9 protein-coding genes are annotated in these 15,393 nt (G+C 59.5%); 5 read left to right on the forward strand and 4 right to left on the reverse strand.

The features are described from left to right. Positions 1-531 precede the first annotated feature (531 nt). The gene (locus tag FJY67_07915; GenBank protein ID MBM3329377.1) at positions 532-942 is read left to right on the forward strand and encodes a hypothetical protein; all 411 of its coding nucleotides are present in this window, start codon (positions 532-534) and stop codon (positions 940-942) included. Positions 943-1,232: 290 nt separating this feature from the next. Here FJY67_07915 and FJY67_07920 read toward each other — a convergent pair whose 3' ends face one another. The 4 genes from FJY67_07920 to FJY67_07935 form a co-directional block, all read right to left on the reverse strand. Further along, complete coding sequence (locus FJY67_07920; protein ID MBM3329378.1) at positions 1,233-1,856, reverse strand: YceI family protein; 624 nt, start codon at positions 1,854-1,856, stop codon at positions 1,233-1,235. Continuing rightward, entirely contained in the window at positions 1,856-2,971 is a 1,116-nt protein-coding gene (locus tag FJY67_07925; protein MBM3329379.1) for a hypothetical protein, read from the reverse strand. Before FJY67_07925 ends, FJY67_07920 begins: the two co-directional genes overlap by 1 nt. A gap of 58 nt (positions 2,972-3,029) precedes the next feature. Beyond that, positions 3,030-3,869, reverse strand: coding sequence for a T9SS type A sorting domain-containing protein (locus FJY67_07930; GenBank protein ID MBM3329380.1), 840 nt, complete (start codon positions 3,867-3,869; stop codon positions 3,030-3,032). 64 nt (positions 3,870-3,933) lie between these two features. Continuing rightward, complete coding sequence (locus FJY67_07935) at positions 3,934-5,298, reverse strand: dipeptidase (GenBank protein ID MBM3329381.1); 1,365 nt, start codon at positions 5,296-5,298, stop codon at positions 3,934-3,936. Between the two features lie 110 nt (positions 5,299-5,408). Here FJY67_07935 and FJY67_07940 point away from each other — a divergent pair, with 110 nt between their 5' ends. The 4 genes from FJY67_07940 to FJY67_07955 all read left to right on the forward strand — a co-directional run bounded on the left by FJY67_07940 (position 5,409) and on the right by FJY67_07955 (position 15,388). Then, positions 5,409-6,872 (forward strand): hypothetical protein, encoded by a 1,464-nt coding sequence (locus tag FJY67_07940; protein ID MBM3329382.1) that lies wholly within the window; start codon positions 5,409-5,411, stop codon positions 6,870-6,872. Positions 6,873-6,913: 41 nt separating this feature from the next. After that, positions 6,914-12,967, forward strand: a complete 6,054-nt coding sequence (locus FJY67_07945) for a T9SS type A sorting domain-containing protein (GenBank protein MBM3329383.1) — start codon at positions 6,914-6,916, stop codon at positions 12,965-12,967. A gap of 185 nt (positions 12,968-13,152) precedes the next feature. Next, a complete protein-coding gene (locus tag FJY67_07950) occupies positions 13,153-14,787 on the forward strand; it encodes an NAD+ synthase (protein MBM3329384.1) in 1,635 nt (544 codons plus the stop codon). 346 nt (positions 14,788-15,133) lie between these two features. After that, positions 15,134-15,388 (forward strand): DUF4160 domain-containing protein, encoded by a 255-nt coding sequence (locus tag FJY67_07955; protein ID MBM3329385.1) that lies wholly within the window; start codon positions 15,134-15,136, stop codon positions 15,386-15,388. Positions 15,389-15,393 lie beyond the last annotated feature (5 nt).

Raw genomic sequence — 15,393 nt, forward strand, 5'->3', positions numbered from 1 at the left:
TGAACCGATTCAGAAAGCTGTTGGTTCGCTATGAGAAGAGAACAGCAAGCTATGTGGCCCTAGCGCAATTGGCTTGCGCCATCATTGCCTACAGAAAAATAGGCGTTATTTACGGATAAACACTTAATCAATGCGGAAAGATTTGACTTGGAGGGCGGACATTCTTGTCCGCTCTTGCCTAATAGGAACTTCTCATCAGAGCGGACAGACTGGCACAGGACAAGCCGAAGGCGCAGTCAATGTCCGCCCTGCAGGAACGGCAACAATAATCTGCACCTCTTAATAATGGCATGTGCTGAAAGCCGCCCCTGATGACGGCGCTACGCGATGACCCACCCGCCTTGCACCTTGAGGGCGGGTTTGTTATATTGGGCATAAGGCTAAGGGCTCAAGGCTCAGGGCTCAAGGCTCAAGGCTCAGGGCTCAAGGTCTAAGGCGCGATCCTTCGGATCGGCCCTGACGTGTCGGCAGTGTGGTTTTCATTCTTCCTTTCTCTTGTTCCTTAGTCGTTTATCAGTTTCACTCCTGGGCTTGCTCGCCCTGCTCTCGGCGGCTGTCGGATTCCGGCAGAGTGCCTCGCCGTCGCTGATGGGTAACATCGCCGCGACCGGATCGTCCAATGCCGACTGCGAAGCCCGCTACGAGTTTCAGCGTGTCGTCGAGGCGGCTCAAATATGGTTCCTTAAGCCATCATCGCATGGCGGAGGGAACTACTCGTTCGATGCTCTCACCTTCGATGCCATCGGCTTGGCCACAGAACCGAGTTCCATGGAATGGGCTTCCCCGCAGGGCAGGTTTCGCATTACCGGACGCCGCAGCGGTTCCTTCGACCTCGAACTGACGATGCCCTCCGGCATGCGCCTTGTCGCGACCGGGATCGCCTATGACGACCTGCCCAAGGTAGAGTTGAAGCAGGCTGTCAATGAGGGGATAAGGGAGTAAAAGACATCTATTCGCCCATTTGGTAGTCACTGTTCTTCGCTTCCTTCCCCAAAATGATTTGCCGCCCGGACCATGACTGGCCCGGGCGGCGCTCTATGTAATGCCCCCGTCGCCGGGGGTCGGGATGGTGTTGGAGTTGGAGGTTGGGCTTATGCCGCGCACTCACCTAATACATACGACGACTTTGGAGTCACGTTGGAGATGGTTGTGAGTGTCGGTTGTTTGTCGACAGTTTTCTTGTCTCCGCATCCAAAGATGCCCGACGTAGCAGCCTAATCAACGGCTGAGAACTACTCGCTCTTCGTCGCGACGAACTTCACCTCGATGTCCTGGGTCTCCTCGAGTTTCATCACCAGAAACTGCGGCCGGGGGATGCCATAATCGGCGAGAGTGACTTTGAATGTTGCGGTTACATCAAGCCGACCCGATACCTCGTCCCATTTAGCCTTGATATCCGGCGTAATTTGCCTTGAAACACCATGGCAGAGGAATTCACCTTCAGCCTTCATCAGTATTGTCGCTCCGGAAGGCATCGCTTTGATTTCCGAAGGAATAAGACGGGTCAGCGTGAAGCGGCTGATCGGATGAATATCCGTATGGAGATGGTTGTCGCGCATATGGCCGTCGCGGACGCGGTTGTCGGTGTTGAGCGTCGCCATTTGGACAATCAGCACCGCGCTCGCTTCGGCCGTCAGGTCGGCCGGGTCGAACCGGAGCGAGCCGCTGATCTGCGCTGTTTTGCCAACAATCGTCTCGAGCGGGGCGCGCGAGGTGAAGGTTATCAGATTCGGTGGGCCGGCTTCGACCTTGAGCGTCAACGGCTTGGCTTGCAAGCCGCCGGCTGTCAGCAGCGCCAGGAGAGCGGCTTTGGCGATCAGTCGGCGGGGGTGATTGGTGGGCTTGATGGTCATCATCAGAACCAGAAATGAAGCATCAACTCACCCGTAGTCAGGCGCTTTCCGTCGTAGCGCTTTGCCTGGCTGACGCCGGGAGTCAACTCGATAGCCCCGGTTAGATGGAACTCGCTCGAGAGGCGGAAGCGTTCGAGATAGCGGCGGCTTAGGCCCGGGTAGTTCATCGCCAGATATTCGCCCTGCCTGTCAAAGGAGACGCTGACATCCCAGCCCTGCCGGACTTTGTAACTGGCGGTGTGGGATGTAACCGGCAGGCGGTTGAATAACTCGGAGTCTATCCAATCGACCTCGCCCAGGTAGAGCAATCGTCCATAGCCGGCTCCCCAAAAACCGCCATAGGTTTGTTCCTTGGGAGGCGAGGCATTTCCCCTTCCGAGATGCCACTCGGCTTGCCTATAACTTCCCCCCAACTGCACGTTGAGTTCACCTGCCTTTGCCCGGTAGGCTCCGCGAAAATAGAGTGTCTTCCCACGATTGGCGTCGGTAGGTCCGGCGGTGAAGGAGCCGTTGGTGAGCGCGAGCGATAGTTCGTATTCCATCGGGTAAAGCCCGACTTCGACCCCATCCTGCGGGATGTTTCGTTCGCCGAAGCCGAGCGTGCTGCGGGTGAAGGCATTGTGATCGACAAACCTCCAGCCATATGTCGGGACAAATCTCCCGGCCCGGATCGCTCCAAACCAGGGCAGTCCCTGCACCAGGACGAAGGCCTCGAAACTGCTGTAGAGAGGCTTGTCGAAATAGACCAGCGTGTTCTCGGTCGGCGCGATAGCAAAATAGAGATCGCCCTGCATCGTGATGAAGGTGTTGCCTTCCTGGTCGTCGTTGGAGGAGTGGTAGATCGAGCGGAAGTCAACCCCATACTGCAGGTTGTTGCCGACCTTGGGGTTGAAATTCTCCAGTTCGGCGAAGTCCTCGAGCGGCTTCCATGGCATGTCCATATAGGAAAAGAACTGCGCACCATAAAGCGACCGCATCCCGCCGCCGGTCGGATTCACATGGCAGAGTTGACAGTTCTGACCATAGCGAACGGAGAATTGGGGCAGCGCACTTGAAATGGAAGGCAGAACGGATAGAGCGGGAAGCAGGATAAAGTATCGAATTATATTTGTTTGCACTATGGTATTCGGTTTGACTTTGCGGAATGGTATCTCAAGGAGTTGGAGGCAGATTTTGTCACCTGAGCAGGACTGCGCGGACCATCGAAGACCCCGTAATGCCGGTTAGTCGGATCATGTAGAGGCCGTCCGGAAGTTCACTGGCATCGATGGAGACGAGCCGAACTCCGGCAGCAACTGCGGTTATCGAACCCGACCTCAGACTCCGTCCCTGAAGGTCGATCAGGCTCCAGTTGAACTGCCCGGGGGCAGTCGCGCTAAAACGCAGCGTTGCCGGTCCATTGAAGGGATTGGGACTTAGCAAGAGGCCGTCGAATACAAGCGGCTGCTGAGCCGGCTCATCAAAAATCCCTAACGACTCCTGCGAGGTCGCACCGCGCGAGTAGCAGTAGTCGTTGCGGACGCCTCCGTCGCCGTTGCAACTGGCTCCGGAGTAGTAGAAGACGGCCGGGCCGGTGCCGGCTTCCGGTGCGATCCAAGCGAAGCGCCAGACCACGCTGTTGTGCGTCCCGCTGAAGTTCCCCGCCAGCGACTGTTTGATATAAACCGGCGAGCCTTCGCGGGCGCGGGAGCGCAATGTGTTGAGCGTGTCCAGGACGAGGAAGTCCCCGGCCGGCCTTTGATCCCTTGTCAGTGCGGTGATCTCGAAGCCCCAACGGGCGTTGCGCGGATCGAAGAGGGTCAGTTGCAAATCGTAACGCTGCCCCGGACGGTAGAATCCGGGAAATCCGTCGAGACGGATGAACCCGTTTGGGTCGTTGGCGGCGAAGGTGTTGTGGCAGTCCCGGCAAGTGCGCGCCAGTGGCGGATCGCCGGCATAACCATCCGGTGCGCCTCGGGCGTGGCCGAACAGACTGCCCGCCAGTCCGAGCGTGAGGGAAATGACTGCGACAATCATCGTTCGCCTCTCAATCCGTTTGATAGATTTACGAACCGCCCGCCCGGGTGTTGGACTTGACCTTCTATCCGGCGAGGTAGTAGTAGAGCCGCACGAGGCTCTCGATGCCGGTGAACATCGTCGGCAGGTGGAAGTTTTCGTTGGGGGAGTGTGCGCGGTTGTCGGGCAGGGCGTAGCCGAGCAGCAGCGTCTCCAGTCCCAAGATGGTGCGAAAGTCGGCCACAATCGGAATCGAACCGCCCTCCCGGATGAAGAGCGGCTCCCGGTTCCAGGCATCCCGGAGTGCCCTCTCGGCTGCCGCCACAAATGGGCTTTCGAGCGACGCGACGACCGGATGTCCGCCATGATGGCGGGTAACCTTTACCGTGACGGTTGCGGGTGCGCGCTCCTTGAAGAACCTCTCGGCCAGGTCGGCGATCTCGTCGGGATGTTGGTCGGGGACGAGCCGCATCGAGACTTTGGCGTTTGCTTTCGCGGGAAGAACGGTCTTGGCGCCGGGGCCGGTGTAGCCGCCCCAGAGGCCGTTCACCTCGAACGACGGGCGGACCCAGGTCTGCTCGACCGGTGACCACCCGCTTTCGCCCCAGAGATCTTCGACGCCGAGCCGGGCCTTGTAATCGGCGAGGTGGAAGGGAATCGTTCTGAACAGTTCGCGCTCTTTATCGGTCGGCACGACGACCCGGTCGTAAAAGCCGGGAATCTGAATCCGGCCCGAGGCGTCCTTGACCGATGCCAACAACCGGGCGAGAATCTCCACAGGGTTCGCGACGGCGCCTCCATACGTGCCCGAATGGAGGTCGCGATTGGGTCCGGTCAGTTCGACTTCGAGATAGCAGAGCCCGCGCAGCCCATAAGTGATCGCCGGAATCCCCTCGGCCCACATCGAGGTGTCCGACACCAGCGCGCCATCGGCCTTCAGATCTGCTTTGTGATCGACCAGGAAGGGCGACAGATTGGGGCTGCCGACTTCCTCCTCACCCTCGACGACGAACTTCAGATTTATCGGTAAACTCCCGTCCTTTTCTATGATCGCCTCGACCGCCTTGAAGTGCATAAAGACCTGACCTTTGTCGTCCGCCGAGCCGCGGGCAATAATACGGTCGTCCTTTATATGCGCGCTGAAGGGGTCTTTTTCCCATAAATCGAGCGGATCGACCGGTTGGACGTCATAGTGCCCGTAAACGAGGAACGTTGGCTTGCCAGGCGTGCCAAGCCACTCCCCGGTAACGATCGGGTGGCCTGATGTCGGGTGGATCGCAACGCGATCGAGGCCAGCGTTGCGCATCAGTTGCGCGGTGAATTCTGCACCGTGTGCAACATCGCTCTGTCGAGCGGGATCGCTGGAAATGGACGGGATCGCCAGATAGTCGGTCAGTTCGCCGATGTAGTTGTGGTGACGGGAACGGACGAAATCGAGGGCTTCGTTCAAAGGGATTCTCCGGGTATGAGAGAGGTCTTGGCGTCGTCTTCGTATATTGACAAAGACGGCAAAAAATATAACACAAAGATGTCCGCAATGCACCCCCGGACGGCCTCAATATGACCCGTCCGCAAGTATCAGATGCTGCTCCGCATACATCCGGCGAGGTCTTCGACGACTGGTTCACGCCGGAGCGACTGGCCGAACTCGAGCGCCGGTTTCGACTTCCGCTGCATATCGTCTTCCCCGAAGGCATCGCGTCCGCAGCTCGGCGCTTTCGCAACGTCTTCGCGCGACACTACCCGGACGGCGAGATTTGCTTTGCGGTAAAGTCTAATCCTTGCCGGGGAGCGATACGCACCGCGCGGCGTCTCGACCTTGGTATCGACGCGGTCTCGGAATATGAACTTGAGGCTGCTCTTGAGGAAGGTGTTCCGCCGGGGCGGATCATCTGCAACGGTAACGCCAAGAGCGACGACTACCTCCGCCAGGCGGTTCTATGCGGCGCGATAATCGCCGTCGATGGCGACGACGAACTCGCGACATTGCTCGAGATCGTTCGTCAGGTAAGTGCCTCGAAGCCGATTCCGATCCTATTACGGGTGGTCGGAATGCCGCTTGAGGGCTTGACCGCGGCCGACCAGACTACGGCTTCGGACTGGACCAAATTCGGCTGGCCGGTCCGTCAAATTCGCAACGTCATCCGGTGCGTCGATGATCTTCCCGAGTTCGACCTTGCCGGATTATCGGCTCATATCGGGACGCAGATTTGCGACCCCGCCGGCTACGACCGGTTGATGGATAACCTGCTGCCGCTGGTCAAGGAGCGCGCGGCAACCGGACGGCCGTTCAGGATGCTCGACATCGGCGGCGGGTTCCCGGTCAACTACCTGTCGGGTGAGGAATGGGTGCGCTTCAAGGAGCGCTTGCGGGCGCAGTTGCTAACGGGAGCGACGGCATCCGATGCGGTTACTTGGGATCATAATCCGATGGGTTACGGCTGGCTAATGGGACAACCGCCCGACGACACCTCCCCCTGGCGCGGCAAAGCCTACTCATCGCCGGCTCCAGGCGCGGAGATGCTGGAGCACATCCTGGCCCGGGATGTCGCAGGCCGGACCGTGGCACAGCACTTGAAAGAGGGCGGCAAACCGCGCCTTATCGTCGAGCCGGGCCGGTCGCTTTTCGGTGAGGCAGGTGTTACGATAGCCCGGGCGATGGGATCGAAGGACGTGCTCGGCAACCGGGTGGTGATCCTTGACCTTGGCATCGTCAATCACGGCACCGTGCTTGTTACACCCGACATCCATCCCTATGAAGTCCTTCCGCATCGCCCCGACGATCAGCCGGTCGAGGCCTTTGTCGCCGGGCGACTTTGCTTCAGCGGCGATATGATCAGCAAGGTGAAGGTGCCGCTGAACCGCTTGCCGGAACGCGGTGACGTCGTGGTCATTCATAAGACGGGTGCTTACTGCGCTGATCACTTTGCCTCACGGTCGTGCGGCTTCCCGCTGCCGGCGAAGATCGCGCTAACGCCCGACGAGACCGTCGAGGTTTGGCGTGAGGAGACAGGTAGGCTATAGGCGGTGAGATTGACCCTGAGGGTGGGGCATGAGAGCCCCATGTGACCTTAAGCACAGCACCGCTTGCGCTGAGCATCCAACTTCATTATATTGAAAAACTACGCACCGCAAACCTGGGAAGGACCTTGATGCGCATGGCCGGCCTGCTCACCCTCACCTTGCTCACCGTTGTCTCCGTTCATGCGGCGGCCGACCTCCCCGTCTCGGGCGACATCGCCCAGGTGAAGGAGTCGTTCGCCGGGACCACCACTCTCGCCTTCGATCTCGACCGCATTGCGCCGGAGATGGTTACGGTCTCCGGTGAGACGCGCTCCGTTGTTGCCATTCCTGGCGAAGGCACGACCTATGACCGCGGGATGCCGATGCTGCCGATGGTGAGCCGGTTCGTCGTGGTGCCGGTGGAGGGCGATATCGAACTGGTCGTCCGCTCCGAAATCCCGCAACGTATCGCGGCTGACGCTCCCCCCGCTCTCTGCGACGATGAGGTCCTGACGCTCGCAGAACATCCCCGCACCGGCATCTATCCCGAACGGTTCGTGGAGATGTCCGATCCGGTCATCATCCGCGGAGTGCGGCTCGTGAAGGTGACCGTCTTCCCGGTGCAATACGACTTCGACCGGCAGGAGTATATCCTCCATGGCCCGATTGAGACCGACGTTCGCAGCCCCATCGGCCTAACCCCCAGCCCCGAAACTCAGCCCATCGTCATCCGTGAAGGCAGCGACTTTGCCAAATACATCCGCGAGTTGGCGATCAACGGCGGGGTGGTCATCCGCCGCGACGACGCCGGTGACCCGCCGCAGAAGGCCGGACATTACCTCGTCGTAGCCCACGAGAGCGCGCTCCTTTGGCACCTTCCCTTTATCGAATGGCGCCGCAAAGCTGGCTACCGGATGGACATCCGGCTCGTAACGACCCAGATGGCCGGTTCGCCGGAGCGTATTCGCGACTCTATCCGCGTTGACTTCAACCGCGCGCTCCCCGACCCCTTCGATCAGGTTCTCATTATCGGCGACCGGACGACCTACGACAACCGCACCGCCGGCCCGCAACACGTCATCACGCCCTTTACCGGCGCTTCGATCTGGGGCGCCGGAGGCCCGCACGCCGACTACGATTTCGGCCTCATGGACAACGACCGTTACGCCGACGTTTCGGTCAGCCGTTTCCCTTCCGGCAGCCAGCAAATCGCCAACCTTGTCGTAGGCCGGACGCTCGCCTACGAAGCCAACCCGGTGGTCAATAACCCGGCCTGGCTGCGGCGCGGGATGGTCTATTCGCAGCACTGGGGCAATAGCGCCACCTCAGCCTGGCACATTACCATACACACCAACGTCAGGTGGGGCGAAGAACTCCTGAAACGGCTCAACTTCAACGACATCACCTTCTACGAACTCTACGACTGGGATCAGATGGGTCAGCAGATTGGCCCGGTGATGCGCGACAAGTTGAACCAGGGGCTGAACCTCCTGATCGGACGCGCCGAGAACTACTTCTGGCGCGACAATTTCAACGGCGTGAACAACAACACCGTCTTCCCGATCAAGATCAACCTCTCCGGACACGGCGAATGGTCGGCCTATAATATGTTCCGCACCGGTGACGGCAACAACCTGAAAGGCCCCGTCGCCCAGACTTTTGGCTGGGGCGGCCCGCCGACCGCGCCCAATTCCTACGCCTGGATGGAAATGGTCAATGCGACCGTCCTGAAGGATATGACCCTCGGTTGGGGACGGATGCTGGCAGTCACAAAGGTGGAACGTTATTTTCAGAATATCAATTACTTAGGTCGTCAACTATACGACCATCAGAAGACCGATATCGACATCTTCGGCGATCCCGGCATCCGCCCCTGGCTCGGGGTCCCAATGCAGGTAAACGTCACCCACACCACCACCATCAATCCCGATACCCGGCAGGTCGTCGTCACCGTCCGCAACGCCCAGGGCGGAGCCGCAGTGGAAGGCGCCCAGGTTACGCTCTATGCCCCCGGCAGCCTGCCTCAGAACAATCCGGCGGACTACGCCAACTACCGCAACATGGTGATGAAGACGATGCCGTCCGATGCGGAAGGCGTCGTCCGGTTCATCTTCGGCGAAGGTCACCGGTTCACCGTCAATACTCCGGTCTATCTGACCGTTACCGGGCGCAACATCAAGCCGGCATTTGACCAGATTAACGTCACCATTCCGGCGGTAACGATAGACCTTGCCGGATACGCAATCGAGAACGTCGAGGGCAATGGCGATGAGTTTCCCAATCCGGGCGAAACGCTTGATCTCTTGATCACGGCTCGCAACAACGGCAATCGCGATGCGGTCAACGACCTGATTGCCACCGTCGCGACGACGTCACCTTATGTCGAAATCGAGGCGGGCGATCCACTCACGTTTGGCAACCTCGCCGCCGGCCGGACAGCAGAAGCCAACCGCCCAATTCGCCTTGCCATCGACCCAGACTGCCCCGATGCAACCAGCCGCCGACCGACGGTGCCGAAACTCATCGTCAACTTCCGCAGCGGCCAGACCACTTGGGAGTCAGCGATCGAACTTGCCGTCCGCGCCCCCAACTTCAACTTGCGTCAGGTGGTGAACGGGATCGAAGTCGGCTACAATGCGACACAACTTACGCTTGAACTGCAGAACGACGGACTGCAAGCCTCCAGCCCGATGAACGCCGAACTCTTCGCCCGCGGGCTGGGCGTTACGGTGATCAACAACCGGTCGGCTTGGCCGGCGGTAGGAGCCGGTCAGTTTCGACGTCAGACCGGCAACGCCTTCTCGGTGATCGGCAATCGCCTTGCTGTTCCGGGGTCGCTCACCCCGATGCTGCTCGTGCTTCGTTCCGACAACGGTTTCGTCGATTCAGTGCTATTCAATCTTCAGACTTCGCGGCCCCGCGCTAATGCTCCGCAAGGTCCGGATGAATACGGTTATATCTGTTTCGACGACACCGACACCGACTGGGACATCGCGCCGCGCTACAGTTGGATCGAGATCAGCATGCGCGAGCAGAATCGGAACTTCAACGGCACCTCCCTCAACTTTAACGGCCAGGTGCAGTACGATATCGGCGAATCTCGAGTCGTCCGGCTGCCGTTTCAGACCCAGTTCTATGGCCGGGTCTATGACACCATAACCGTCGGGTCGAACGGCTTCATCGCGATGGGGAATCAGCCGCGCATCACCAACTTCCAGAACTGGCCAATGGATCAGGCCATAGGCGGCGGGATGGGGATGATCGCGCCGCTGTGGGACGACTTCCGACTGGACAACAACTCCGCCGTCTATACCTATTTCGACGAACAGAACCATCGCTTCATCGTCGAGTGGTATAAGATGAAACTCTCGACGTTGGGCAATCCGGTTCTGACATTTCAAGTGATCCTGCTCGACCGGCGGGTTTGGGTTACCGAGACCGGCGATCCGAACATCATTTTCCAGTACAAGGAATTCACCGCCGACCGCAATATCCGGGACGGCGATCAGGAGTGGGTGACTAACATTCCCTACGCGTCGGTCGGCATATCGAGCCCGGACGGGCGAACCGGGATCAATTACGTCTATAACAACGCCTACCCGGTAACTTCTGCACAACTGGCAGTGCGGCGGGCGCTTCTCTTTTCAACCGCCCCTCGATTCCGGGCCGGAACCCTCTACGGGCGGGTGCTCGATGCTGCTACCGGAAGACCGGTACAAGATGTCGAGGTGTTCACGCAGCACGGCTTCTATACCCGCACTGACGCCAATGGCCGATACCGCATCGCGGATGCGCTTGCCGAAGTATCGTTCAACCTGACGGCCCGCATCGCAGGTTACAACGACTCTACCCGTGTCAATCTGGTGCTCGAGGAGAACGACAGCCTCGAAACCAACTTTGGGATGCTGCATCCCGAGTTTGAACTGAACGTGCAGCGCCTCGAGACGGTACTTCAAGCCGGGACGTCGCGGGAGATGCCCTTTACCTTGCGCAACCGCGGCAACGGGCCGCTGTCGTGGTCGATTGACCGTAGACTCCTCGGCGATGCCAACGCCGGGCCGTGGGACTTGCGACGTTCCTACCGGATAGGCCAGTTGCTCGACGACGACCGGATTGAAGGCGTCGTCTTCACCGGTGAAGAGTTCATCGTCGCCGGGGCCGCCAATGGACTGCGCGGCGACCGTCCCAACATGGTCTATGTTCTTGACCGCGAAGGCGAACTGATCGATACATTCCGCCAGGCGGGGGCATCGCAGTATGGCTATCGCGACCTCGCCTGGGACGGAGAAACGGTTTGGGCATCAGGGGAAGCGACAGTCTTTGGATTCACACCTCAAGGCGAAGTCCAGGCACGCTGGAACGGGCCGCTCAATCCCAATACCGCCATCGCCTACGACAGCGACCTCAACTGCCTCTGGATCGGTTCGATCACCCAGAATTACTTTGCCTACGATCGGGAGGGTAACCGCCTCGGGCGGACGCTCAATCGAAGGGATCTCCGAACCTATGGCTTGACCTATTTCCCCGACGATCCTGATGGTTACGATCTCTATATCCTCTCAAATCCGGGCCCGGATACGCTCACAATCCATAAGATGGATACCGAGACCGGCGACACGATGGGCGTCGCTCGAATAATTCAACAGAATATGGGAGCCCCGGCCGGAGCGAGTATTACCAACGAGTTCGACGTCTATTCGTGGGTCTTTCTTACGATCGGCAACTTCTCGCGCGTGGCCGGCGGCGACCGGATCGACGTTTATCAGATCGACGCTCGGCGCGACTGGTTCCTGGTCGAGCCGACGACCGGCATCCTTAACGCCGGAGAAGTTCAGGACCTGACGTTGGCTCTGAGCGCCATCGGATTGCCGGTAGTCACGTTCCGGGCCGAACTCTATTTTACCCACAACGCAGCCGGCGGGCGATTCAGTCTGCCGGTAACGCTCGAGGTTACCCCCGGCGCCGGCGTGCGCGACCGTCGCGGCTTCGATCTGACAACTGGCTGGAACGCCGTTTCGCTCAACGTCGAGCCGGACGACCCTGACCTCCGCGCCCTGATGCGCCCGCTCACCGATGCTGGCGTGCTATCACTTGTCAAGGACGGCCGCGGCCGGTTTTACCGTCCCGGCAATGACTTCAACAACATTCCCGGGTGGGTCGTCTCGGAGGGCTACGAACTCTACCTAACCGAACCTGCGCGTTGGGAGGTCGAAGGCGAAGTCCTTCCGGTCGATCAGCCGGTGCCGCTGGTAGAGGGCTGGAACCTGGCGGGCTACATGCCGCGCCGTTCGGCATTGCCACAGGTGGCTTTGGCAGGTATCGCCGAGCAACTTATCATCGCCAAGGATGCGTCCGGGAGGTTCTATCTGCCGGAGTTTGACTTCTCCAATATGGAACCGCTTCGCGAAGGCCAGGCTTACCGCTACAAGATGACCGCCGCAGCCGAACTGGTATATCAGGTAGGTGGCGGTCGCAATGCCGCTCAGCCGCCTTCCATGGCGCTGCAGCACTTCTCTGGACTTCCCGATCGATCGGGCGGTCCCGATATGAGCCTGCTCTTGCTTGGCGACGATGGGTGGGACGGGTATGAAGCCGCTCTCTTTGGATCGGGAGGCAATCTCGTCGGTGCCGGACGGTTCGACAGATCGGGTCGCTGTGGAGTTGCCATCTTGGGAGACGATCCCGAAACAGCGTCGATTGAAGGCGCTCGTCCCGGTGAGTCCTTCACCATTCGCCTTTGGAATGGAGCCGTTGAATCCGATGCCTCTATCACTGTTGTCAAGGGCGGGGCACACTGGCAGGCGGATGGCCTTGCAGTACTGCGGGTTGCTGGTGCTTCCGAAGCCCTTCCGGTTGAGTTTGGCATTGCCGGCGCCTTCCCCAATCCCTTCAACGGGACAGCGCAACTCGTTTGGGGGCTTGACCAATCCGGGCCGGTGAGGATGGCGATTTACGACCTGGCCGGTCGGGAGGTTGCCCGCCTGGCGGAAGGCACTTACACGGCCGGTCTGCAACGGATGGCTTGGACAGCTGGTTCGCTTCCCGCCGGACTCTACTTCGCTCGACTCGAATCGGTGGGACGAAGTTCGACGCGCAAACTTATGCTAATCAAATAGCGCCTTAAATGCTTCTGCCAACTAACCCCCTGCCAACGCGGGGGGTTGGTTATATTGATAGTGAGGCTCTGTCGTCTCGTGAACATCGTGCGCCGAAATACTGCCTCGAAAAGCGATAGATTTCGGCCTCAGTGACACCTTGAGCCTTAGCCTTAAGCCCTAAGCCTAAAGCCTTAAAGACCACCTTGCGCATCGCCCTGGCCCAAATAGACACCACCATCGGCGACTTCGACGGCAACCTCCGCCTGATTCGCGAGACCGCCCGCCGCGCTGAGACACTCGGCGCCGACCTCTGCTGCTTTCCCGAGCAATGCCTGCCCGGCTATCCGGCGCACGACCTTCTGGAACGCCCGCTCTTCATCCAGCGTAATCTGAATGCCCTTGATGAGTTGGCCCGGACAACCGGGGAGATGGCTCTATTGATCGGGTTCGCCGAGCCGCACACCGGGCCGATCGGCAAACGGCTCTACAACTCGGCAGCACTGCTCGCCGGCGGTCAAGTCGTCTCAGTGCATCGCAAGAGCCTCCTGCCGACCTACGACATCTTCGACGAGAGCCGTTATTTCGATCCCTCGCCGGAAGTGCGCCCGGTCGAATGGAAAGGTGTCCGGCTCGGCATCACGATTTGCGAGGATGCCTGGAACGACCCGACGTTCTGGCCGCACCGCCTTTACGACCGCGACCCGCTCGCCGATCTGACTGCTGCCGGAGCCGATATCCTCATCAACATCGCGGCTTCGCCCTTTACTGTCGAAAAGCGGTCGTTCAGACGTTCGATGCTGCAGGCCGCAGCCGTCCATCTCCGCCGCCCGCTCCTCTTCGTCAACTCGGTAGGCGGCAACGATGAACTGATCTTCGACGGCGCCAGCCTCGCCTTCGGAGCGGATGGCAGGGTCTGGGGTGAAGGCGCCGAGTTCGCCGCCGACTTGATCTTGATCGACACGTCGTCCGGCACCGGCGACCGGCACCCCTCGAACCTTGACGACGACAGCGCAGCCCTCGAAGCACTGGTCCTGGGAACCCGCGATTATGCACAGAAATGTGGATTCGAATCGGCGATTCTCGGCCTTTCGGGGGGGATAGACTCGGCGCTGGTCGCAGCCTTGGGAGCCCGCGCCTTCGGGGCGGAGAACGTAACCGCATTGCTTATGCCGTCGAGATACTCAAGTCGCGGTTCGGTGGAAGACTCCGAGCAACTGGCCCGCAGCCTCGGCATTCGGACGCAAACCATCCCGATCGACGGCCTTTTTCAGCGCTACCTGAGCGACCTCGCACCGCACTTTGCCGGTCATGCGGTTGACACAACTGAAGAGAACCTCCAGGCTCGCATTCGCGGGAATTTGCTGATGGCTTTCTCCAACAAGTTCGGCAGTCTGCTTCTTTCGACCGGCAACAAATCGGAACTGGCGACCGGCTACTGCACCCTTTATGGCGATATGGCAGGCGGCCTGGCGCTCCTGACCGATGTGCCGAAGACGATGGTCTATCGCCTGGCAAGGCTCGTCAACCGCGACCGCGAGGTTATCCCCGAAGCGATCCTGACCAAGCCGCCCTCCGCCGAACTGAAGCCGGATCAGCGCGATCAGGATACGCTCCCGCCCTACGATCTGCTCGACGACCTGATCGACCGCATCGTCGTCCGGGGGCTCGACCGGGAGGCTATAGTGGGGGAGGGTTTTGATCCGGCAGTAGTTGACCGGGTGGCGAAACTTATCGCGGCGAGCGAATACAAACGGCGTCAGGCGCCCATCGGCTTGAAGATTTCTGCCAAGTCGTTCGGTTACGGACGACGGGTGCCGCTGGCGAGCAAGTGGAGATGAGGTCTAATGCCAATGCCAATGCTAATGCTGATGCTGATGCTGGTGGCAAACCGGGGATCGACTCCATCCTTGGCCGCTCCGTAACGGTGAGCCTTGGCCGCCCCGTGTCGGCGGCTGTGCTGCCATGTGTCTCACGTGGCAGCCCCGTCCCTTGCTTGACTGGAAGGGTAGAAGTGCTATATTATGAAATGGGGGAAGGAAGCAAGTGATCAAGTGTAAAAGTGAGAAAGACATGCCGTCATTGCGAGCACGCTGCAAGCGGGCGAAGCAATCCCCCCTCAACTTCCTGGAGGGCGGACTGTAATCCGCCCGCAGTGTAGAGGATTCTGTTCAAACAACAGGTCGAATGCCTGAGATAAGCCGGTTTTACGGGATACGGATCTTTATGCCTGTCAACGATCATGAGCCTCCTCATATTCACGCAAGGCATGGCGATGATGAAGCGAGGATCGATATCGAGCATATCTCGCTGATCGATGGGAAGATGCCCAAGCGATTGTTAAGAAAAGTCCTCGAATGGACAACGTTACACCAAAGTGAACTGCTTTCAAATTGGAGACTCATTCGCGAAGATAAGAAACCCAATCAAGTTGATCCATAAGGAAG

It is taken from the genome of Calditrichota bacterium (assembly GCA_016867835.1).
Classification (GTDB): Bacteria; Electryoneota; AABM5-125-24; order Hatepunaeales; family Hatepunaeaceae; genus VGIQ01.

Coding starts and splice junctions, on each gene's coding strand:
- FJY67_07920 (MBM3329378.1), bottom strand. CDS start 1,856: ATGATGACCATCAAGCCCACCAATCACCCCCGCCGACTGATCGCCAAA.
- FJY67_07930 (MBM3329380.1), bottom strand. CDS start 3,869: ATGATTGTCGCAGTCATTTCCCTCACGCTCGGACTGGCGGGCAGTCTG.
- FJY67_07940 (MBM3329382.1), top strand. CDS start 5,409: ATGACCCGTCCGCAAGTATCAGATGCTGCTCCGCATACATCCGGCGAG.
- FJY67_07955 (MBM3329385.1), top strand. CDS start 15,134: ATGCCTGAGATAAGCCGGTTTTACGGGATACGGATCTTTATGCCTGTC.